The organism is Roseibium album (genome assembly GCF_965233825.1).
Lineage (GTDB): Bacteria > Pseudomonadota > Alphaproteobacteria > Rhizobiales > Stappiaceae > Roseibium > Roseibium album.
In genome coordinates this window covers 1,418,466-1,439,701 of sequence record NZ_OZ247583.1, presented here as the reverse complement: position 1 = coordinate 1,439,701, position 21,236 = coordinate 1,418,466, and the positions used below count along the sequence as shown (strand labels likewise).

At 58.3% G+C, this 21,236-nt stretch carries 19 protein-coding genes; 2 read left to right on the top strand and 17 right to left on the bottom strand.

What is annotated here, in order from left to right:
- Positions 1-11: 11 nt before the first annotated feature.
- The 16 genes from ACO6TI_RS06715 to ACO6TI_RS06640 form a co-directional block, all read right to left on the bottom strand.
- Positions 12-461: a hypothetical protein gene (locus tag ACO6TI_RS06715; RefSeq protein WP_281931617.1), complete on the bottom strand. Its 450-nt coding sequence runs from the start codon at positions 459-461 to the stop codon at positions 12-14.
- 9 nt (positions 462-470) lie between these two features.
- The gene (locus tag ACO6TI_RS06710; RefSeq protein WP_055391879.1) at positions 471-1,694 is read right to left on the bottom strand and encodes a sugar ABC transporter permease; all 1,224 of its coding nucleotides are present in this window, start codon (positions 1,692-1,694) and stop codon (positions 471-473) included.
- Entirely contained in the window at positions 1,684-2,502 is an 819-nt protein-coding gene (locus ACO6TI_RS06705; protein WP_055391880.1) for an ATP-binding cassette domain-containing protein, read from the bottom strand. Before ACO6TI_RS06705 ends, ACO6TI_RS06710 begins: the two co-directional genes overlap by 11 nt.
- A gap of 11 nt (positions 2,503-2,513) precedes the next feature.
- Positions 2,514-3,575, bottom strand: a complete 1,062-nt coding sequence (locus tag ACO6TI_RS06700; RefSeq protein ID WP_055391911.1) for a sugar ABC transporter substrate-binding protein — start codon at positions 3,573-3,575, stop codon at positions 2,514-2,516.
- A 179-nt stretch (positions 3,576-3,754) separates the two neighbouring features.
- Positions 3,755-4,501 (bottom strand): FadR/GntR family transcriptional regulator, encoded by a 747-nt coding sequence (locus ACO6TI_RS06695; RefSeq protein ID WP_422384603.1) that lies wholly within the window; start codon positions 4,499-4,501, stop codon positions 3,755-3,757.
- A gap of 281 nt (positions 4,502-4,782) precedes the next feature.
- Positions 4,783-6,048 carry an aminotransferase class V-fold PLP-dependent enzyme gene (locus tag ACO6TI_RS06690; protein WP_422384602.1) on the bottom strand — a complete coding sequence of 422 codons (1,266 nt, stop codon included), beginning with the start codon at positions 6,046-6,048 and terminating at the stop codon, positions 4,783-4,785.
- Positions 6,049-6,184: 136 nt separating this feature from the next.
- Positions 6,185-7,678, bottom strand: a complete 1,494-nt coding sequence (locus ACO6TI_RS06685; protein ID WP_422384601.1) for an aldehyde dehydrogenase (NADP(+)) — start codon at positions 7,676-7,678, stop codon at positions 6,185-6,187.
- Positions 7,679-7,690: 12 nt separating this feature from the next.
- Positions 7,691-8,845, bottom strand: a complete 1,155-nt coding sequence (locus tag ACO6TI_RS06680) for a fumarylacetoacetate hydrolase family protein (RefSeq protein ID WP_104704082.1) — start codon at positions 8,843-8,845, stop codon at positions 7,691-7,693.
- Entirely contained in the window at positions 8,842-9,678 is an 837-nt protein-coding gene (locus tag ACO6TI_RS06675) for an alpha/beta hydrolase (protein ID WP_422384600.1), read from the bottom strand. The genes ACO6TI_RS06680 and ACO6TI_RS06675 overlap by 4 nt, the downstream gene beginning before the upstream one ends.
- A 632-nt stretch (positions 9,679-10,310) precedes the next feature.
- Entirely contained in the window at positions 10,311-11,567 is a 1,257-nt protein-coding gene (locus ACO6TI_RS06670) for an ABC transporter substrate-binding protein (protein WP_104704085.1), read from the bottom strand.
- Positions 11,564-12,541 (bottom strand): branched-chain amino acid ABC transporter permease, encoded by a 978-nt coding sequence (locus tag ACO6TI_RS06665; protein ID WP_422384599.1) that lies wholly within the window; start codon positions 12,539-12,541, stop codon positions 11,564-11,566. Before ACO6TI_RS06665 ends, ACO6TI_RS06670 begins: the two co-directional genes overlap by 4 nt.
- Positions 12,538-13,452 (bottom strand): branched-chain amino acid ABC transporter permease, encoded by a 915-nt coding sequence (locus ACO6TI_RS06660; RefSeq protein WP_055391890.1) that lies wholly within the window; start codon positions 13,450-13,452, stop codon positions 12,538-12,540. The genes ACO6TI_RS06665 and ACO6TI_RS06660 overlap by 4 nt, the downstream gene beginning before the upstream one ends.
- A complete protein-coding gene (locus tag ACO6TI_RS06655; RefSeq protein WP_055391891.1) occupies positions 13,449-14,177 on the bottom strand; it encodes an ABC transporter ATP-binding protein in 729 nt (242 codons plus the stop codon). The genes ACO6TI_RS06660 and ACO6TI_RS06655 overlap by 4 nt, the downstream gene beginning before the upstream one ends.
- Positions 14,170-14,943 (bottom strand): ABC transporter ATP-binding protein, encoded by a 774-nt coding sequence (locus ACO6TI_RS06650; RefSeq protein ID WP_196880128.1) that lies wholly within the window; start codon positions 14,941-14,943, stop codon positions 14,170-14,172. Before ACO6TI_RS06650 ends, ACO6TI_RS06655 begins: the two co-directional genes overlap by 8 nt.
- Positions 14,936-16,018 (bottom strand): aldo/keto reductase, encoded by a 1,083-nt coding sequence (locus ACO6TI_RS06645; protein WP_196880129.1) that lies wholly within the window; start codon positions 16,016-16,018, stop codon positions 14,936-14,938. Before ACO6TI_RS06645 ends, ACO6TI_RS06650 begins: the two co-directional genes overlap by 8 nt.
- Complete coding sequence (locus ACO6TI_RS06640) at positions 16,015-16,437, bottom strand: TIGR04076 family protein (protein WP_108875384.1); 423 nt, start codon at positions 16,435-16,437, stop codon at positions 16,015-16,017. Before ACO6TI_RS06640 ends, ACO6TI_RS06645 begins: the two co-directional genes overlap by 4 nt.
- A 114-nt stretch (positions 16,438-16,551) precedes the next feature.
- Between ACO6TI_RS06640 and ACO6TI_RS06635 the strand changes: the two genes are divergently transcribed.
- Both ACO6TI_RS06635 and ACO6TI_RS06630 read left to right on the top strand, forming a co-directional pair.
- Positions 16,552-17,202, top strand: coding sequence for a GntR family transcriptional regulator (locus ACO6TI_RS06635; protein WP_055391913.1), 651 nt, complete (start codon positions 16,552-16,554; stop codon positions 17,200-17,202).
- Positions 17,203-17,212: 10 nt separating this feature from the next.
- Complete coding sequence (locus ACO6TI_RS06630; protein WP_196880131.1) at positions 17,213-18,712, top strand: aldo/keto reductase; 1,500 nt, start codon at positions 17,213-17,215, stop codon at positions 18,710-18,712.
- Between the two features lie 62 nt (positions 18,713-18,774).
- On the opposite strand, the gene ACO6TI_RS06625 is transcribed toward ACO6TI_RS06630, so the two are convergent.
- On the bottom strand, positions 18,775-21,153 hold the full coding sequence (locus tag ACO6TI_RS06625; RefSeq protein ID WP_422384598.1) for a HEAT repeat domain-containing protein: 2,379 nt from the start codon (positions 21,151-21,153) through the stop codon (positions 18,775-18,777).
- Positions 21,154-21,236 lie beyond the last annotated feature (83 nt).

Genomic DNA, 21,236 nt, shown 5'->3' with positions numbered 1-21,236 from the left:
TTCCCAGTGCTTCAAGCCTGTCGATAGGCGGCGCCGCGCGCGCGAACCGGTGCTGTCAATTCATCCATCAGGGTGTCGCTTTCGTGTTCCACGGCATATCCGTGCGGATGGACCGGATGTGCCCCGACGCCAAGCAACGGCCGGATTTCGGGCCGGCTGTAGTAAGCCATGTATGTGAGCCGAACGAGTTCGGCGAAGTCACGTGGCTGCTCCATCTCGACCGCCTTCAGAACGGCGACACGGTCATCCGATGACAGCTCTGAAAACCCCGGAGACCTGGTGCTGACCGCCTCTAGCAGACGCTCCACTGTTCCGGGGGCGTCAGGAGAATAGGCAGTTGCCGAGAGGACACTTTCGGCAACTGCCTTCACACCGGCGGACGGCATGCGCCGTACGCCGCCTGCCGGAATGATTTCGTCCAGAACCTTCAGAAACAGCACCTGGTTTTCATCTGTCAGCATGTGTTCCTCCTATCGTGCGCCGTTGCCGGCCGGACGCGATAGCGCATCGATTGCTACGGCAAGAAGAAGAATGGCACCTGAAAACATCAGCTTGTCGGCAGCGCTGGCGCCGGACAGGTCGAGCCCGTTGCCAAGGGAACCGATGACAAGCGCACCCAGGATCGCATTCCAGACCGAGCCACGTCCGCCGAAGAGTGACGTTCCGCCGATGACCGCCGCGCCGATGCTTTCCAGCAACAGGGATCCGCCCGCGAAAGCCGTGTAGGATACGGACCCGTATCGCGAGGCTCCGAAAATGCCGCCGATTGCCGCCAGCAAGCCGACGATTCCGAAGGCAACCACCCTGATGCGCCTAACGTTCATTCCCACCCGTCTGGCACTTTCCGCATTGCCGCCGACAGCGAAAATCGATCGGCCAAACGGTGTTGAAGTCGAGACCCAGCCAACGATTGCCGTGACCCCTGTCAGCAAGATGATCAACAAGGGCACGGATCTGTAGGCATTCATCGTCAGGACGGCGGCGAACACGATGATCGCGAAAAACGCGACTTGTCCCCAAAGAGTGGCATTCGTGTCGAGTTCCAGACCCCGCGCCTTGCGTTCTGCCTGCCGGCGCAGAGCCAGCGCCGCAATGGCAAGAACAAGAAGCCCCGCCATCACGAGCCCCCAGAGGTCCGGTATCAGTATTCGCGCGATTGCCCGAACGAACGGATCGCCAATGTTGAGGTTTCCGGTCGGCAGAATCTTCTGCATCAGCCCCTGGTATCCGAGCAGACCGGCCAGCGTAACCACAAAGGATGGAATGCCGACATAGGCAATCAGCAACCCCTGGGCGGCACCCATGATGACACCAACCGCCATGACGATCAGGCAGGCCGCCCATCCGGGGATGCCGGCCAGCACGAGAACACCGAGCAATGCGGCACAGACACCGGCTGTTGCCGCCGCGGACAAATCAATTTCGCCGAGAAGCAGCACCACGGTTATGCCGACCGCAAGCGTTGCTATAACAGCAGATTGCATGAAGAGATTGTAGATGTTGCGCGGCGACAGAAAGATGAAGCGAATGCTGCCGGCATCCGGATCTGACCAGAAATCCCAAAGCGGAAGGGCAAGTCCGAAATAGACCCAGATCGCCGCCAGGGCGAGAAGGACCGGAACGAACGATCCCAGGCGTGTCTCCCGCATCCGTCGCAGTCGGTCTATGGGAGAAAATGAAGTGTCAGGCTGCATTGTTCGTCCCGCTATCCAGTCCGGCAGTCATCGCGACGACAATTTCGTCCGCCGTTGTTTCCGAGGTTTTCCAGGTCGCGACATTGGCTCCGTGTCTGAGCACACAAATCCGGTCGGAAACCTCAAAGATGTCGCGCATGTTGTGGGAGATGTAGACCACGGCGTGGCCGGTATCGCGCAGCCGCTTGACAACGTCGAGAACCTGCCGGGTTTGTGCCACGCCAAGCGCGGCGGTCGGCTCGTCCAACATGACGACGCTGCACTCGGCACCGACTGCTCTTGCGATGGCAATTGCCTGGCGCTGCCCGCCGGACAAGCCGCCAACCTTGGCACGTACGGATCTCAGCGTGCGTACCTGAAGGCGATCGATGGCGGCCTTTGCACGGACCTCCATTTCAAGATCGTCGAGCGGACGCAAGAAACGTGGCAGAAACGGCCATCCGGATTTCACCGGCTCGGCTCCCAGAGACAGGTTCGCTGCAACGTCAAGGTTCTCGCAAAGGGCCAGATCCTGATAAACAATCTGAATGCCGAGTGCACCGGCATCATGCGGATTGCTGATCACGACAGGCTCTTCATCGATGAAAAAATCTCCCCCGTCGCACACGAGTGCTCCGGCCAGGACTTTCATAAGCGTCGACTTGCCTGCACCATTGTCACCGACAAGTGCCATGACCTCGCCGCGCGCGACTTCGAAATCAACGCCCTTCAGGGCATGAACGCCTCCGAAGCGTTTCTCGATGCCGGCAACGCGCAAGTGAGGGGGCGGGGCCGATGGCCCCACCTGCTGGTTGTTTTCCAAAGACATGGATTGTCCGATTACTTGCAGAAAGCGGTTGCCGCGGCTTCGCCCTGGCAAACCATTTCCTTGGTGATGGACGGATCGTTTTCGATGACGTAGGCAACACCATCGGCACCGAGGGCCGAGTATGAACCGACGGGCACGTAAGCGACCTCTGCGCCCACACCGTTCTTGACTTTCTGTGGTGCCAGATCAGAAAAATCCTCACCGTTTACAAGCCGGACAGTCACCTGGGCCGCCGCCTTCGCCATATCGGCCAGCGGACGCCAACCACACTGTGTCTGCTTTCCAAGCAGCATCAGCTGCTGCGCCTGCACGGTGCAGTCCAGACCGGACACCGGCATCGTCCCGGCCATGCCCTGCTCTTCAAGAGCAGCAATTGCCGCACCGGCGTTACCGTCATTTGATGACACGACACCCTGGACATTGTTGTTGAGTTGGGTCAGCGCCTGGTCCATCGACCGCCTTGCAATTGCCGGATCCCAGCCCTGTGTCCAGTTTTCGTATCCCATGACACGTTTTCCGGAATCGAACAGCGGCTGAAGCGCGCGAAGCTGCCCGTTATGAATAACCGCTGCATTCGGGTCGGTCGGCGATCCCTTGAGCATCACCAGTGTGTCGCCGTCCTTGGTGTTTTCGATGACATGACTCGCCTGATCGAAGCCCATGCCTTCCAGGTCAGCCTGCACCCAGAATGTTGTGTTCGCCGAATTGATCATCCGGTCATAGGCGATGGTCGGGACGTCTTCTTCGGCGGCCATATCCGCAATTACCGCCGAACTTTCACCGTCGATCGGTATGACAACAAGGACTTTTGCCCCCTGCGTCAGGGCCTGTTCCGCCTGTCTCTGCTGCACAGACGTATCATTGTTGGCATTGAAGACCTCGACCTTCACACCCGGTGCGATTTCCTTCATGGTTGACACAAATGCCGCTGCATCCTGCTGTTCCCAGCGTGGATTCACGTTCTCGGGCAGCAGCAGTGCCACCATGTCTTCCGCGGCCGCTGCACCCACACCCAAAAGTGTGGCCAAAGCGGTGCCCGCTATCAATAAGCCTTTCTTACTGCTGGGAAACATCATATCCTCCTCGTCGATGTTTCGGCGCAAATTGCGCCGGATCTTCTGGTGGAAATCCTTCGATTGAACGATCGATTCGGCGGGACGAGAATGGTTCCAAGCAAGCTCGAACCGCCGGCCACTAGCCTGTCCACCAACAGGCGTGAAATCCTGCTGCCAAAGCAATGACAGCTCAAAAACTACTTTCCTTCGCTTTCGTCAGCCGTGAATTGAGCCAACCGTTCGCGTGTTCCTTCGAGATGTTCCTTCATGGCAGCTTCGGCTGCATCCGCGTCCTGTGCCTCGATGGCAGCAAGCACTTTCTGATGGAGCGGTATGGAGCGTTTGTTGTCCCGTGGATCCGCGTTGGTCAGCCGGATCGAACTCAGCAGCGCTGAAAAGATTACGCCTTCCATCGCCATCAGGACTTCATTGTTTGCCGCGCGAAGAACGGCCCGGTGAAACAGTGCATCCGCCACCACGTAGTCCTGAATCTCCTCCGCGTTCTCCATCTTGCGCTGTGCCGCGCGGATTTCGTCGATCTGGTCCCTGGTCGCCGATTTTGCGGCCCACGCCGCTGCGCTGGGTTCGAAGACCTGGCGGACCTCAAGCAGCTGGTTCAAAAAACCCGATCTCGGTTCAACGCTGAGGTGCCAGGCCAGGACGTCGTCGTCGAGAAGACTCCAGCTGGCGCGCCGGCGAACCCTGGTTCCGCTACCGCGCCTTACTTCCAGCAGTCCCTTGGCAACCAGCAGTTTGACTGCCTCGCGGACGACGGATTTGGACACACCGAAGCGCTCGCAAAGCTTGTTTTCGTCGTCGATCAGGGCACCCTCACGGACCAACCCGCCGACAATGCGGCGACCCAGTTCGCGGCACACCTGTGTTGCAAGTGAAGGTGCAACACCGGCGACGTCTTTCAAATCGTAGTAGAGCAACTCAGACATGCGATGATACTAAACATCAGATGTTTCAATTGTCCAGATGTTTTTGCAACTCACCAACTCGACACGCCTGAAGCGCCTGATTTGCCGTGGTGAATCGGTTCCGAAGAGCCTTGAATATTGCCGTGACCAAAGAAGAATGCGCAAAGCGGGCACGCAGCCAATTGCGCCCGCAATGTCGCCTGACGTCTTGCTCAGGCGACCCGAGTTCCGTTTTTGTGCGGGTTATCTGGTTGGCGATGCGTGCCGCAACCGGATGTCCACCAGACGATCGGTGCGGATCATCAGGCTGCAATCTCCACTTTAATTTCACCGATTGCGCCAAGAAATTCAGCGACTTCCTGCAGCGTATTGTAGTGGCACAGGGAAACGCGGACGCAGTCTTCAAGGCCCAGGGGCGCAAGCACATTGCCGCTATAGTGGTCAGCCTTGCGTGTGTGTGTCCGGATACCTTGCCGATTGAGCGCTTCGACCACATCAGGAGACGACATGCCCTCCACTGCGATTGATACCAATCCTTCGCGCGAGGGATTGTCGGCACCGGCGATGATCTTCACATGGGCCATGTCGCGCAGTCCGGGCAAATTGCCCGTGCCGTTGATCATGGCATCGACCAGATGCGCTTCGTAGGCGTGGATCGCGCGGCCAGCAGCCTCGATTTTCTCCCGGCGCCCGGTTTCCGGCGATGTTTCACCACCAAGCCATTCGAAGTAACTCACCACATCGGAAACGGTCGCATAGGCACCTGCGTCACGGGTTCCGAATTCCCAACCGGTCGCCGGTGCGTTGATGAGCATATCGTGTGGCAGAATGCTCAACTTGTCGGAAGCCCAGGCAATACCGTAGCCGTGGCGTGAGAAAACCTTGTAAGGGGAAATCGCGTAGCCATCGACGTCGTAGCTGTCCAGGTCGATCTGTCCGTGGGCGGCATGCTGGATGCCGTCCACGATGATGAGGCAATCCGGGGCAACGCGGCGGATGGTTTTCGAAATTGCGGCAACATCCATTGCCATTCCGGTCACCGGAGAGGCATGCAGAATGGTCGCAACAGCTACATCCGGCGTCAGGAGCGCCGCGTAAGCCTCTGCCGTCACCAGGCCCGTCTCGTTGTCATGCGGAACATTTTCGTAGTTGAGTCCCGAGATCTCGGCCCAACGCCGCGCGGCGCTGCGGGTCGCCGGATGCTCGATTGACGAACCGATGACCGTGGATTTTCCAGGTGCATTCACACAGGCTGTTCTGATCAGGCGGAACAGCAATTCCGTACCGCTCTCACCGGCAAAGAACTGCCCGGAGGACGCGTTCATGAAAACCGCCAGATCCGCCTTGGCCTTGTCGATGACGTTCTGCCCCGCCTGCCCGGCAGCATTGATCCTGCCGGGATTGTCCGGAAGCGATGCATAAAAGTACGATGTGTCGACAACGGATTTCAGCGTCAACGCCCCACCGGCATTTTCAAAAAAAATACGCGGACCCTGAAACGGGCAGCTGTCGACATGGGCAAAGCGGTCCCTGATCGCATCGATCAGGACGGGATTGTTCTCTATCATTGTCAAGGTCCTGAAAGTCCTGGAGCCCTTTTGAAGAAAGCGGCGACGGCTGACCCGAGCCGGGACCGTCGACGACCGGGATATTTTCAAGGCATTCCAGCACCGGTTGATGCCGGGATGCCTTGCTGCAAAAACCTCAGTGAAGCAGTTCAGCCGGAAGGTTCTGGTAGCAGACCGGTCTCAGCCAGCGACGGATGGCCATTGTGCCGACCGACGTTGCTCCAAAATTGGTCGACGCCGGGTAAGGTCCACCGTGCACCATGGTTTCGGCAACCTCGACCCCCGTTGGGAACCCGTTCGCAAGGACCCGCCCGGCACGCCTTTCCAGAATTGGCAGAAGCGTTTTCGCCAATGCGTTGTCATTTGCCTCCAGATGAAGGGTTGCTGTCAGCTGACCGTCAAAACAGGCCGCAACGGTTCTCATCTCGTCATCGTCAGCGACGGTGACGATCAGCCCCACCGGCCCAAAGACCTCTTCCTGAAGAGCATGATTTGCCAGGAAAACTCCGGCATTCGTCCGATAAACGGAGGGTGTCGCAGCCTTCGACTCGCTTTGGGTCTTCAGCAGCGTTTCAACGCCTTCGGTTTTGGCGAGGCGGTCCTGGCCGGAACGGCAGGCGGCAGCGATCCCTCCGGTCAACATGGTCTGCGCACCAACACCCTGCAATGCTTTCACGGCAGCGTCAGCAAAACGGTCAACCTCTTCGCCCTCCCGAACGACCACAATACCGGGATTGGTGCAGAACTGGCCGACGCCCATTGTCAGCGAACCGGCCCAGCCTTCACCGATTGCCTCGGCACGCTGTTCCATCGCCGACGGCAAAAGGAACACTGGATTGACGCTGCCCAGCTCGCCGAAAAACGGAATCGGCTCGGGGCGCGCCGCGCACAAGTCAAAAAGCGCCCTGCCGCCACGCAGCGACCCGGTGAAACCGACCGCCTTGACAAGAGGGTGCTGGACCAGCTGCTGCCCGAGTTCATGGGTCGTCCCTTGAAGAAAGCCGAACGTCCCTGCCGGCATACCGCATGCCTTGACCGCAGCGTCGATAGCCTGGGCGACAATTTCACCGGTCCCCGGATGAGCAGGGTGTCCCTTGACCACAACCGGACAGCCGGCCGCAAGTGCAGAGGCGGTGTCGCCACCTGCTGTCGAAAAGGCCAGCGGAAAGTTGGACGCACCAAAGACGGCGACAGGGCCGATTGGCCGCTGAATCAGAAAGAGTTCAGGACGTGGCAACGGCGCCCGATCAGGCAGGGCCTCATCGTGACGCTTGTCCAGATAATCCCCCTTCAGGATCGTTTCCGCGAACAGGCGCAACTGCCCTGCCGTGCGTCCGCGCTCCCCCTCAAGGCGGGCTGCCGGCAGGGCGGTTTCCCGGCTCCCGACTTCAGTGAGTTCAGCGCCCCGCGCTTCTATTTCGTCGGCGATCTTGTGCAGCAGGGCCGCACGTTGTTCATCGCTCGTGCTGCCGAACACCTCGAACGCTTTTTCAGCTGCTTCGCAGGCACGATCCACATCGGAGACCGACGCTTCCGAAAAGACGATGGAAGGCCCTTCGGCAGGTTGCGACTGGAACGTGGTTTCACCCGAAACCCACTCACCATTGACAAGGTTCTTACCCGTTAACATCAAAATCGTCCTTCAAATGAGATTGCGTTTTGCCAGGTTCCGCATGAAAGCGCTGGTTCCGAATGTCCATTCCGGGCATTCAGTTGACAGTCGTACGGTGTTCCTGAGTGTTCCAAGTTCTGCACACGATATTTCGACGATATCGCCGAGCTTGTGCGTAAAGCCTTCGCCCGGGGCATTGCGATCTTCCGTCGGCGCGAACAGCGTGCCAAGAAACAGGAAGAAGCCGTCCGGATACTGATGGTGGCGGCCGCGTGTCTGCGCCACAAGGTCTTCCGGGTCGCGGCTGATTTCGGTCATGGTTGAATGACCAACGAGCTCAAATCCATCCGGTCCAGTCACTTTCAGGTCGAGTTGCAGCCGCCGGACATCATCCATCGAAAATGTCTGGTCAAACAGCCTGAGAGCCGGGCCGATGGAGGTCGATGCATTGTTGTCCTTTGCCTTGCCAAGCAGAAGTGCCGAGCGGCCTTCGACGTCACGCAGATTGACGTCGTTGCCAAGTGCGGCACCTTTGATCCGACCTGAACCATCGACCGCAAGTACCACTTCCGGCTCCGGATTGTTCCAGTTCGAAATCGGATGTAATCCGACGGAAGCGCCCCAGCCGACGGCCGACATGGGCTGGGACTTGGTGAAGACTTCTGCGTCCGGGCCAATTCCCACTTCGAGATATTGGGACCACATGTCCTCTTCGATCAGGGCATCCTTCAGCTCCGCCGCTTTTTCTGATCCGGGAACAACAGAACGAAGGCTGTCGCCCAAAATCGACTTGCAGCGCAGCCGGATCTGTTCGGCTTTCCCGGGATCTCCATGCGCTTTTTCCTCAATCACACGTTCCAGCATCGAAAACGCAAAGGTAACACCACATGCCTTGATGGCCTGCAGGTCCGGCGGCGCCAGGAACCTGGGCCGGTCCTGATGCGGATGTTCCGTTGAGTTGGCCTCGATCTGCGCAAGCGTTCCCACGGTTACACCTTCGGCCCCGGCCAACCACGCCGACGGATCATCGAGCTCGAGCAGATCCCTCACAGTTGGAACGGCTGCACAGGTGACATCGACGACAGTGTCTCCACGCAACGTACAAACGGACGGCCCTGAAAGGTCCGGACGCCAGACCCGAAACACGAAGGCGCCTTCGCTCGGGAGATTCAACAGGGATGTCATGATGCTATCGTGTCCACTTCTTCTGGATTGCCAGCGCCGCCCGCCCAATGCCCCAGTGCTTCGATCAAAGGGCTGTTTTCCGCACTCAAGTCAGCGAGGATACTCAAATGATGGGCTCCCCGCACTATCAGATGCCCCGATCCGGCGTTTTCAGCCATGACGCGGGACTGTCTTTTGAATTCATCCGTTTCATTGCCGCCGACAACACACAAGAGCGGAACGTCCAAACTGGCGCCGACAAGGCTTCGGTCAACAATTTCCGCCTCAGAGAGGCTGATCTCGTCCTGCAAAAAAGACTTGGCCACCGGGACCAGATCGTAGACGCCACTGACCGCAATCACTCCTGACAAGCGATTTGCAATATCGCTCTTCATGGCTGCGCTGATCGCGAGGTGCGCTCCAGCCGAGTGCCCAACAAGCAGAAGCCTTGTCTCGTCCGGATACAAATTTGCAATGGTACGTATCGCGGCAATCGAATCCGACACCAGTTCGTCAAGTCTGAACTCCGGCATCAGCCGGTACTCCACGTTCACGCATGCGGTTCCAAGCGAAGACAGGCCCGGCAAGACGCAACGATGTTCCTCCGCGCTCAATGCACGCCAGTACCCGCCGTGTATGAACACCGGCACGATCTGCGGCTGAGAACCCTTAAACCTGGTTGTCTCGAACCATTGCCGGGCGTGCCCGCCATAGGCAACACGTTCGAAAGACACCGCCTGACCGACCTTCCGGCTGGCCTTGTTCCGCCAGTCAAACCAGGTCGCAATATCCGGAAGCACGTCAGAGAACCTGAACTGACAATCCCATATTTCCCGTTCGTCAGACCAATTCAATTCAGTTCCTCCGGCGACTTGCAGGAAAGGCCCAACCGGAAAATTTGCTGCGCACAGAACAATGCAAAGTACCTCTTGAATATTGCCTCGTGAGCAAAGCAGGCGAAAATCCGATCTTGCGTTCCGGAGACAACGCTGATGCCGTTTCGAATGGGTTGGAAGATATCAGAAATCTGTCTGCAGTCCCGTGACGGGAATGAATGTGGCCGACAATGCTTGTGGCGAACAAGAAGGCGTTTCCTGCCGGCCTGGAGCCTGATCCCGATCTAACCCACAGGCAGCACGATAGGTCTGCTTGCCGCGATATACTCATTCCAATCGAAAGTACCAGTCACATTCCTGATCTCGTTTCCCGAATACGGAGAGGTGCAATGTTTAGGACAGCCCGACAGGCCGTTCAAGCAGTGCAAAGAAATTTGCAAGGCCGGAGTGCCACCGAAGGCTTTGTCTTGATGCTGTTCGGAACGGTAATGGTCTGTTTCGACAGGCATCAAATCCCGATCGAGCGAACCGGTCGCCGATACCGGCACTGCCGGGATCCTTGCCAATCCGTTTGATACGTCTGACCAAATGATTTTTCAGTTCACCGATGCCCGACATCCGAGATGCCGGGCATCAGCTGCGCCAGATGTTTACTTCTTCAATGAAGCAATGAAGGCATCCACTTCACCGAGGGACAGGTATTCCACCTCATCCACACCGCTGTCGGTAAACTTCCAGACAACTGCAGGTGCTGAGACATCACCATTCGCGTCGAAGCGTACGTCACCGGTTGCTCCCTGATACTTGACCGTACCGCCACCTGCGAGCGTTTCAGAAGCCTTCTTGAACCCGGCGACATCTGCCGTGACCGGGGTTCCGTCCGGATCGGTCACCTTGGCAACTGCCGCTGCAATGTCCTTGCCCGAAGCGTCTTTGCCCGCCGCTTCCATGGCCAGGAGTGCAATCATCGCCGCGTCGAAACTGTTGGCAAGGCCTGGTCCGTTAGGCTCGGATCCGAACTTCTCCACATAGGCAGCCTTGAACGCGTCGGCACTGGCAACGCGCGGTGATGCGGTATCCGTGCCGAGCGCATTTCCCAGATACTGCAGACCGACATTGTCGCGAAACTCATCGGATTTCAGAGAGTTCGCCAGGATCATGTTCTGCGTTCCGCCGAGAGACAACCACTCACGCACGGCCGAAGTCCCCTCATTGGGGTAAAGGGCGAGATACAGTGCTTCGGGTTCGCCACCGAGGGCCTTGGTCACTTCGGCCCGGTAGGAAGGTTGACCGTCGTTGACAGCGACAGAGGACGTAACCTTAATTCCTGCCGCGGCAAAATCGGCCGCGATCAACCGGGCCATGTCCTGTCCCCAGTCGTCGTTCTTGTAAAGAATGGCGACGCTCCCATAACCCTTGTCTGCAGCAACTTTCGCTCCCATGGCAGACTGAACAGCCGTTGTTGCAAAAGTGCGGAACCACAACCCGTCGGTCTTGCCTTCTTCCGACAGTTTGGTGAAGGCGGTGGAAGAGGAGCAACAGGACATCTGCATGACGCCGCCTGGAACAGTAACGGACGACAATATCGGCATCGATACACCGGAGGAAACCGCTCCGAGAAGCACATTGACACCTTCCAGATCAACAAGTGCCTTGGCAGCATCCACACCGACCTTCGGGTCAACTTGCGTGTCGCGAAGCACCATCTCGATCTGGCAACCGCCTGCTCCGCCTGCTTCATTGACCTGGTCCACGGCAAATTGCGCGACTTCGGCAATGGGGCGGCCCCAGTCGACCGATGTCGGCAGCGTGGCACCGATCTTGGTCGTGCAGTCCTGCGCCTGAGCGCCAGTGCTCAGAGCTGATACTCCGGCCGCAAAGGCCGCAACGGTAAGTAACGTTTTCATGTGAACCCCTCTACTTGTGTTTTCTCCCGGTTCCGACCGGGTTGAGAAACGATCAGCCGCTCGGGAAACAGGCCCTGTGGCCTCCAGAGCAGCATGCCGACAATCACCATTCCGATCAGGACGAACTGTATCGAACCGGTGTAGAGCTGAGCTTCGACGGGTGCGAAGCGGGAGAGCGCCCATCCAGAAAATGTCCAGGCACCCCAGATGAGAAAGGCACCGGCCAGGGCACCCCTTGTATTTCCGGCCCCTCCGACAATCAGCATGGCCCAGATCTGAAACGTGAGGATCGGAAGAACGTCCTGTGGGCTGACAAACGCATAAAACGTACCATAGAGGCCACCGGCCAGACCGATGATGACGGATCCGGTCACGAATGAAATCAGACGGATGCGGTCAGGGGACTTTCCCAGGGACCGGGCCGCAGTCTCATCCTCGCGGATTGCACGAAGGAGACGGCCGAACGGTGAGACGGTCAGTCTCTCCAGGAACACATAGACCAGAAGCAGAACCACAAGGACACTGGCGAGAAACACGGCATTATAGGTAAACCCGTCGCCGAGAACATCTCTCAGGGGACGTTCGAAACCCCGGATGCCCTGTGCGCCTCCCGTTATGGACGTGGCATTGCGCATGACGTTTTCGAAAGCGACCGCGACACCGAACGTGGCAATTGCCAGGTAGTCGTGCCGCAGGCGCAGCGTCAGCTTGCCGACGATCCAGGCAAGCACGCCTGCCGCAACCATTCCGCCGAGCAATGCGAGGGGATAAAACAGCCCGAAACCACCGAGGTGACCGTCCTGCGCTGGCCCGCCAAGCATCAATGTCCCGTAAGCGCCGGCTCCAAAGGAGGCAACGACACCGCCGTTGAAGAGGCCGGTATTGCCCCATTGCAGGTTCAGGCCGAGCACCGCGATACCGAGAATGGATGCAACGGTGGTAAAGAAAACCAGATAGGAAATGACACCGATCATGCCCGTGCCTCCCCGAAGAGACCGTTCGGCCGAACCAACAGAACGGCCAGGATCATCAGGAAGGGAACAGAAGGACTGTAACCGGACGGAAGCACGACCAGCGCGAGATTTGAAGCCACGCCGACAATGAAGCCTCCAAGAACCGCACCATAAACGCTCCCGATTCCACCGACGATGGTGGCGGCGAATATCGGCAACACCAGATCACGTCCCATCACCGGCGTTATCTGATAGCTGAGGCCATAAAACACACCTGCAATGGCGCCCAGCGCGCCGCCGATGATCCAGACAGCGGCAACCATGCGCCTGAGATTCACGCCATGAACCTGCGCCAGGCTCGGATTTTCCGCAATCGCGCGCAATGAAAAGCCAAACGTGGTGCGTGAAAGGACAAGATACAGGCCGAACATGATGATCAGCGCAGCAAACAATACAAATACCTGGTCCGGCTTGACGAGCAGAAGCGGATCGCGTGAGAGCACCATCGCGAAAGCAATGTCGCGAGAATAGAGTTCGCTCGAAAGGCCGAAAACAAGACCTATGATGTTGCGGATGACCAATGCCATTCCGAACGAGGCGAATACCATCGACAACTCGCCGCCCTTCTGCCGGACCCTGCGGAAAATCAGGCGATCGATCAGAACGGCCGTGAAACCGGTCACAGCCATCGAAATCAGAATGGAGACCGCAAGAGCCCCGGTAATGGAAAGCGGTCCGAATTTGGCCGACAAGACCGGAAGCACGCTTTCAAACAGCTTGTCGAAAACCAGGGCACAATAGGCCCCAATGGACAGAAGCTCGGCATGCGAGAAATTGGCAAATCGCAGAATGTGCATCACCATGGTCAGGCCGATGGCGCCGAGCGACAGGAAGGATCCGACCAGAATACCGTCGACGAGATGCTGGATCATGCCGCCCCCTTCCGTTCGCCGCCAAGATAAATCCTTCCAAGCGCCGGGTTCTCGAGAAGTTCTTCCGCCGGACCGTCAATCTGGTTTCGGCCTTCCGCCAGCACGTAGCAATGGTCGGCGCGCTTCAGCGCCTGTTTCACGTTCTGCTCCACCAGAAGCACCGAGACACCCTGTCGCGTCAGTTCCTTGACGTGATCGAGCACTTCTTCGGCTGCCTTCGGGGAAAGACCCGCGGAAGGTTCATCCATCAGGATCAAGCGCGGCTCGACGGCAAGTGCCAGGGCAACTGCCAGAAACTGACGCTGTCCTCCCGAAAGAGATCCCGCCTTGCTGCGCCTCTTTTCCTTCAGGACGGGAAACTGTCTGAACAGAGCCGCCAGACGCCCCGAGGGATTGCTGTGCAGCTTCAATACGAGGTCGAGATTTTGCTGGATGGTGAGTGTGCGGAAGACATTATCGGTCTGCGGCACATAAGCGATGCCGGCGCGTGTCATCCGGTCCGGTGAGATCCCCGTGATATTGCCGCCGTCGAGCGTAACCTTTCCCTCAGTTACCTGCAGCAGTCCGGCGACCGCCTTGATCAGCGTCGATTTTCCGGCGCCATTCGGCCCGATGATGACCGTCAATTCTCCATACCGCGCCGTCAACGACACCCCACGCAGGATTGGAAGATCCTTCACATACCCGGCTGTCAACGTATCTATCTGCAGAAGAGCATCAGGCATCCAGCGGCGCTCCCAGATAGGCGTCCAGGAGGATCGGATTGGACTGCGCTTCCACCGATGTGCCCTCAAACACCACCCGCCCCTCTGCCATGGCAATTATCGGATCGCAGTGACGCATCACAAAGTCCATGTCGTGTTCGATGATGAGGAAAGTCTTGCCGTTTCGGTTCAGCTCCTCGATCTTTTCGATCAATATCTCGGTCAGGGCGGGATTTACGCCCGCAGCGGGCTCGTCCAGCAGGATCAGCCTGGGATCGCCCATGAGAACGCGCGCCAGCTCCAGAAGCTTCATCTGCCCGCCCGATATCTTCGCCGCCGGCTGGTCTGCGACGTGGCGAAGTGTCAGGAAATCCAGCACTTCAAAAGCTTTTTTGCGGATTGCCTCTTCCTGATCGCGAATACGGCTTTTGCCCAATACGGCTCCGAGGAGCGTTTCACCCGTCTGGTCCATGGGCGCGAGCATGACATTTTCCAGAACGCTCATGCGCCCGAAAGGCCGCGGGATCTGGAATGTACGTCCGAGGCCGAGGGCAAAGCGCTCGTCCGGGGCCAGTCTGGATACGTTCGTGCCGAGAAAATCAACGGATCCACCGGTCGGTGAAAGTTCGCCCGCTATCACATTGAAAAGGGTCGATTTACCTGCACCGTTGGGTCCGATCAGACCAGTGATCGAACCCTCCCGGATCTTCAACGAGACGTCGTCGACCGCCTTGAAGTCACCAAAAGACCGGCTGACGCCGTTCAGCGATAGGATAGCGTTATCCATTGGCGGCTCCCAGAACCGCGTCGTCCGGACGGGTATTGAGATTATACTTCATGATCCGGCCATGCCGGCCGTTGCGGTCGCGTTCCAGAGCGAAAACCGGTCCCTGCGGACCCGGAGCAGTTTCCAGGAACCTCGCTATCTCGGCAAGATCGCCCTCATCCAGATTGAAGCGGAACACTTCCAGCGTCTTCGGCAGATGCCTGGCATATCTTGCCCCGACAATCGCCGCTGCGACCTGTGGCTGCTGCAGGACCCAGCGGGTCGCGACGGAGCTCAGCGTGACACCATGCCGATTGCCTATCTGCTCAAGAAGGCGGAGCAAGGCCTGAAACGTCGACCAGGGTCCGAACTCATCAATGATCAGACGGTATTTGACGAGGGATCTGTTTTCAAATTCAAAACCGGGATCAGGTTTGCCAAGCCAGTTTTCCGTCAGGAAACCGCCGGCCAGCGTTCCGTAGCACAAAAGCCTGATATCATGGTCCGCGCACCAGGGAACCAGCGTCCTTGCAGGGCGCCTGTCCAGCAATGAATACTGGACCTGGGTCGATACCAGTTCGATACCCTCAGCCAGAAATGGAGCGGTTTCCGAGACATCCCAGTTGGTCACGCCCAGATGAGCAATCTTTCCCTTCTCCTGACAGCGCCGCAAGACCTCCATCGCCCGCACCGGCGATCCGACCCTGCTGTCCCACCAGTAGAACTGGACAAGATGCAGGCGTTCAATCTGAAGCCTTTTCAGCGACCGGTCGACAATCGCCTCCACTTCGTCCGCGGTCAGTGTGTCGAGCCGCTCAAGGTCGGGAACCAGTTTGGTATGAACCTGGACCCGGTCGGAAATGTCTGATCCGCGTCGTCGGCGCAGGTCGGCGATAAAAGTGCCGATCATTTCTTCCACGCCCGTATAGATGTCGGCACAATCAAACGCGGTTATGCCCGCGTCGACAAAGGCTTCCATATCCGCGATTGCCGAGGCAGCTTCCACGGGACCATGGTCGCCGGCGAGTTGCCAGCCACCCTTTATGACCCGCGAAATCGCATAACCCGGGCAGAGATCGGCAGTTTCAACGGTCATTCCGCCTTGTCCTTCCGCCAATAGGGCTTACTGCGCGCGTCGGGCAGGCCGGTTGTCTCGGCATGCGTAAACCAACGCTTTCCAGCCCGGGAAATTCGAAACCGTCCACCGCAATGGGGATCCGGGCACGCGATCTCCGCGTCCGTCGTCATCCAGTCGCTTGCGCTCGTCTCCCTCTGCTTGGCCGGCAGAAAGGGAAGAACCGCAGCCATGGCGTACATGGAGACCCGCTGACCTTCCGCGAAAACCAGAGCCTCGCCCTCGACAGCGAAGCTCTCGCCTTCAATATGTCGGCAGACCGGCGTCCGCCCGTCTAGCACCGTCTCAACCTTCAGGTCATAAAGCCAGAAGCCATTCTCACCATCGGACCTGACTTCGTCTTCCCGGTCATCGTGCCGGTCATCGTGTTCGTCTACCACCGCACTCACCACTTTTTTGACCAAATACCTTGCGTGTGATCTGTGATATTTTATACCATGTCACAAAATAAGGTTGTCAAGGCAAGAAACCCGCCAAGGACCGAAGGAACAGGGATGAGCCAGCCGAAAATCGCCCGTATCGATCAGTCGAAGCTTCGCGAAAGCGCATATGATGCACTTCACGAAGCCTTTACGCGCGGTGCTTTTGCGCCGGGCGAAACCGTCAGCCTCCGGACCCTGGCGGATCAGCTCGGTACATCGATGACACCTGTGCGTGAAGCCGTGCGCCGACTTGTTGCAGAAGGTGCGCTGGTCGATACGCCAAGCCGCACGCTGGAAGTGCCGCCGTTTGACGCGGACCGGATGCGCGAGTTGAAATCGGCACGCCTGGCCCTTGAGGCCCTGCTTCTCGAAGAGGCGATGGATCGGATCGACAAGGACGTCATCACCGGTCTGGAGAAGATCATTTCAGCTCCCCGTTCCGAAACAGGAACACCGGATCTCAAGCAGAATTACGACTTTCACTTCACCCTCTACAGGCAGTCCCGATCAAGGGTCATTCTTCCCCTGGTGGAAGCCCTTTGGCTGCAATACGGAGCTTTCCTGAACCTGGTGGTTCGCGAACAGGCGGCCGGCGAAATTCCCGAACACATTCATCATGAGGAGATTATTGCCGCCTTGCGCGACAACGACCGCAAATCGGCGCAGCGATCCCTCGCCCTCGACATCGAGCGAAGCTTCAAGCTTTTGCTGCCTGAAAGCTGAAGGACACTTCATGACAGCTGCGCCACCGCGCTACCCACTCACCGACGGGCTGGAAATCAGCCGCATCGTTACAGGCCTCTGGCAAGTTGCCGACATTGAAAAAACCGGTAACCTTCTGAATCCTGAAAGCGCTGCGGATTCTCTTCAGGCCTATGTTGACGCAGGGTTTTCGACATTCGACATGGCCGATCATTACGGCAGCGCCGAAATCATATCCGGACAGTTACTTGCACGATATCGTGACGGGGTCTCTCCGCAGGCCTGTACAAAGTGGTGTCCGGAACCGGGACCCATGACGGCTGAAGTCGTCCGCGCAGGTGTTCAGGAAAGACTTGACCGCCTGGGCACCGACCGTATCGACCTGCTGCAGTTCCACTGGTGGAGCTTTGAGCACCCTGCATGGCTGGATGCACTGCACGAACTGGCGCTCCTCAAGGAGGAGGGCCTGATCAAGGCGTTGGGTGTGACCAATTTCGATGCTGCGCATCTTAGACTTGCTCTGTCCGACGGTATCCCTCTGGTGACAAACCAGGTGTCGTTCTCGATGATCGACCGCCGCGCCCTGGGACCGCTGAGTGAGGTCTGTGCTGCTTCTGGTGTCAGACTGCTGGCCTATGGAACGCTCTGCGGCGGCTTCCTGTCCGACCGATGGCTCGGCAAGCCGGAACCGGACGACATCCCGGACTGGTCGAAGATGAAATACAAGCGTTTTATCGACGCTGCCGGCGGCTGGAGCGGATTCCAGTCCATTCTGACCGCGGCCAACGAGGTTGCACAAAAGCATCGCGTTTCGATCGCCAATATCGCGACACGCTGGACCCTTGAACAGCAGGCCGTTGCCGGTGTCATCGTCGGCGCACGCATCGGTGAGAGCGACCACATTTCCGACAATGCGAACCTGTTTTCCTTCACGCTCGACAAGGACGACCAGGACAGACTTGCCCAGGCCTTTTGCGAAACCGATGCAGTTCCCGGCGACTGTGGAGACGAATATCGACGGCCGCCATTCCTGACCGCATCGGGCGACCTGAGCCATCATCTGGCTGAAATGCCGCTGGCTCACTCGGCAGCTGACGCCACTCACCGGCCCGACGCCAAACAGGTGTTGACGGGATCCGACTGGGAAGAGATCGCCGGATATTGCCGTGCGCACAGGATCGGCAACCGGATCCTTGTTTCGGGGACAACCGCGGTCGCAGGACTTGCGCGCGCCGTTGCCCCGGGAGATGCCGCGGCGCAGACAACCTACATTCTGGACAAAATTCTTGCCGCGCTCACTGCCCTGGGAGCAAGCGCGAACGATGTCGTGCGCACACGGATCTACATCGTCGACGAAAATGACGTGCTGGAAATTTCAAGAGCCCATGGGCGCGTTTTTGCCGACATCAAACCCGCAAACACGCTTGTTGTCGTCGCGGGTCTCATTGGCGACCACAAGGTGGAAATCGAGGCGGAAGCGCTGCTGAAGGACCCGCTGCGACATGCGTCGGATCAGCACGGAGCAGCTTGAAACAAGCTGATCCACAAGACCCCAGCCGATCAGCAAGGGTCTTGAGGGCCAGATGTTCAGGATCACGCCGCGTCTTTGGCGTCCCCCATGCTCGACAGGACCTGCAAGGCAATTTGACGATTCACGCCCCCCTTTAGGCAAGCCTCGTCCAGTCTGGCGATTATATTTGCGGTTAGCGGGCACGCTCCGCGTTTTTTCAATGCCGCAGCCAGTTCGGCCCAGAGCGCCCCGCTCTCCTCAAATGTCGCCTGGACCAGAGCATCCGTTCTGTCCGTCTCACCCAGGCCGCAGACAAGCTTCAGCGCGGCCCGCCGCGTGCCGCGATCACCGGAATGCAGCATGCCCGGAACTTGTGGCGGCACGATCTTCATGATCTCGAAGGTCGCGAGCGCAGATGCTTGCGCCATGTTCGCTTCATCGGCAAGCGCGGCTTCAAGATGCGGCATCGCCAGTTCCTTCGGTGCGAATGCCAGAAGCTCCAGATAGGCTGCCCGCGCAGGCAGATGGTTATCGGGCGGCTGGTTTGCCAGCCGGCTCCAGTCCGATGCTTCAAGGGCAACGCCTTTGGTACACCGGTGCAAGAGTGCCCGAAGTGCAGCTGCCCGCAATTCATCATCCCACGCGTTCAATGCCTCCAGAAGTACAGGGGTAAACGCGGAGTGGACCTGCTCGCCGATCAGCCTGACGGCGATCCGCCGAATGTCCAGGGCCGTGTTCGGGGCAACATCAGGGCGAACCCTCTTTTTTTGCAGTGTCGATTGCGCCAGCTCGAGGAATTTCAGATCCTCCTCCGAGAGGTCGATCTTCTCTTCCTGAAATTCCGCCTGTTCAACATCTCCCTGCAGGATTGCTGAAAGTGTGCTCTGAGGGAACGCCACCACGTCGGCACCGTCTTCTGCAAGGGCGTCGACTGACGCTTCGGCTTCATTTTCCGGCAGCAGATCAAAGTCCGTGTCCCCGGTGGGCGTCGCCTCTTCAGGATTGCGATAGTCGCTCAGTTTCGCAGGCTCCCTGGAAGTCTCCTGCGGAACGATGTTGCCTTCACGATCCAGAACTATCCTGTTTTTGTTGCCGCCGTCATCGTCTCTCGCACGTGCCCCGAATTGCTTTGCCTCCTCCTGGCCGCCGTTTTTTTCCTTTTCTTTTGTTTCCTCTTCTTCAGACACCAAACCCCCGCGAGCTGCCAGCAACAGGACGGCTGCAGCATTGTCGGCAATTTCACCACTCCCGCGCGACAATGCGGCAAGGGACACCAGTGCCGAAAGACGAACCATCTGGCTACCGGAGGTAATGCCGTCGGCCAAATGTTCCAGAACCTCGGGATTTTCAAATCTCGAAAACGCGGTGAGAACAGCTCGTTGGATATCCGGTTTGGGATTACGGGTCTTGATTTCCATGAGCAGATCGAAGGCTTCGTCGCTTCCGCTTTCTGCCAGGATCTCGACAAGTGCTGCAACGAAGTCCTCCGATTCATGCCTCAGCTTGAGCTTCGCGTGATTGACAAGTCTGCCGGTCTGGGCAGCAGACGGACGCCGTTCGCTCAACCGCCTCGCAGCGGCGAGCCTCACCTTTTTGTCCTCATCGGAAATGGCCAGCTGAATGAGGTTGCCTGTTGCGATTGTCGGAGATCTTGCGGCTGCGAACGCACGGATGCTCCCTGACTGATCCTCGATCAAGCGGGCATCGAACAACGGTGCCTTGCGCTCCAGCATCGTTTCGAGCGCAGCCAGGCGCACGCTTGCCACCTTGTCCTGGCTGAGCGCGTCCAGCGCCTTGATCGCCATCGAATCGCGAGACGCGCCGAGGGCACGGGCCGCGCGCTCGCGGTGGCGTTCAGAAGCACTTTGACCAGCATCGATCAGAGCAAGCAGACCCGGACGGCCAAGTCCGGCCAATGCCTCAAGGGTCTCGCGCCAAAGATCCTGTCCGAATTCGTCATTCGCTGCGGTGAGAAGAACATCCACCGCATCCTGGATACCCAGACGGCCGACGGTGTGTATGACTTCTTTTTGAATATCCAGCCAATCGTCCCAATCGGCGACCTCGTCTTCCCATGCGACGTCTTCCTCACATCGATCCAGGATGAGACGCTGCAGAAGGGAACTTGCCAGATCCCGATCTTCGCGACGCAAACCGCGCAGGGCCGCAATTTTGGCTTCGCCTACGGGATCATTTTCCAGGCTCCACATGAAGTCCTTGCCAAGGTTTGTTTCCTCAAGCTTCACAAGGGTCTGCAGGGCATCGACCCGCACATCGGGATCCGCGTTGCGGGTCGCTTCCAGAAGAACGGTGCGTGCGGAGGGCGGCGCCCAGGCGCCGAGGGCTTTTATTGCCAGACACTGCTCGGCGGGCGTGCCTGATTGCACGATCGTCAGCAGGTTGCCCTCGACTTCACTGCCGAGCACCAGTGTTTCGGGAACTTCCGCGGATTCTGGGGTCATGTAAGGAGAGCCTCTACCTTATTGAATTCGGCAAAGAATAAGGCGGAAACTCACGTTCCCGCCTTGATCTTGATCAGTCTTGC

Bases quoted from the DNA above. Each gene is read 5' to 3' on its own strand.
- ACO6TI_RS06635 (WP_055391913.1), top strand. From the start codon at position 16,552: ATGAGCCAGCCGAAAATCGCCCGTATCGATCAGTCGAAGCTTCGCGAA.
- ACO6TI_RS06630 (WP_196880131.1), top strand. From the start codon at position 17,213: ATGACAGCTGCGCCACCGCGCTACCCACTCACCGACGGGCTGGAAATC.
- ACO6TI_RS06685 (WP_422384601.1), bottom strand. From the start codon at position 7,678: ATGTTAACGGGTAAGAACCTTGTCAATGGTGAGTGGGTTTCGGGTGAA.
- ACO6TI_RS06690 (WP_422384602.1), bottom strand. From the start codon at position 6,048: ATGATAGAGAACAATCCCGTCCTGATCGATGCGATCAGGGACCGCTTT.
- ACO6TI_RS06655 (WP_055391891.1), bottom strand. From the start codon at position 14,177: ATGCCTGATGCTCTTCTGCAGATAGATACGTTGACAGCCGGGTATGTG.
- ACO6TI_RS06680 (WP_104704082.1), bottom strand. From the start codon at position 8,845: ATGACATCCCTGTTGAATCTCCCGAGCGAAGGCGCCTTCGTGTTTCGG.
- ACO6TI_RS06705 (WP_055391880.1), bottom strand. From the start codon at position 2,502: ATGTCTTTGGAAAACAACCAGCAGGTGGGGCCATCGGCCCCGCCCCCT.
- ACO6TI_RS06700 (WP_055391911.1), bottom strand. From the start codon at position 3,575: ATGTTTCCCAGCAGTAAGAAAGGCTTATTGATAGCGGGCACCGCTTTG.
- ACO6TI_RS06695 (WP_422384603.1), bottom strand. From the start codon at position 4,501: ATGTCTGAGTTGCTCTACTACGATTTGAAAGACGTCGCCGGTGTTGCA.
- ACO6TI_RS06715 (WP_281931617.1), bottom strand. From the start codon at position 461: ATGCTGACAGATGAAAACCAGGTGCTGTTTCTGAAGGTTCTGGACGAA.
- ACO6TI_RS06665 (WP_422384599.1), bottom strand. From the start codon at position 12,541: ATGATCGGTGTCATTTCCTATCTGGTTTTCTTTACCACCGTTGCATCC.
- ACO6TI_RS06650 (WP_196880128.1), bottom strand. From the start codon at position 14,943: ATGGATAACGCTATCCTATCGCTGAACGGCGTCAGCCGGTCTTTTGGT.
- ACO6TI_RS06710 (WP_055391879.1), bottom strand. From the start codon at position 1,694: ATGCAGCCTGACACTTCATTTTCTCCCATAGACCGACTGCGACGGATG.
- ACO6TI_RS06625 (WP_422384598.1), bottom strand. From the start codon at position 21,153: ATGACCCCAGAATCCGCGGAAGTTCCCGAAACACTGGTGCTCGGCAGT.
- ACO6TI_RS06660 (WP_055391890.1), bottom strand. From the start codon at position 13,452: ATGATCCAGCATCTCGTCGACGGTATTCTGGTCGGATCCTTCCTGTCG.
- ACO6TI_RS06670 (WP_104704085.1), bottom strand. From the start codon at position 11,567: ATGAAAACGTTACTTACCGTTGCGGCCTTTGCGGCCGGAGTATCAGCT.
- ACO6TI_RS06645 (WP_196880129.1), bottom strand. From the start codon at position 16,018: ATGACCGTTGAAACTGCCGATCTCTGCCCGGGTTATGCGATTTCGCGG.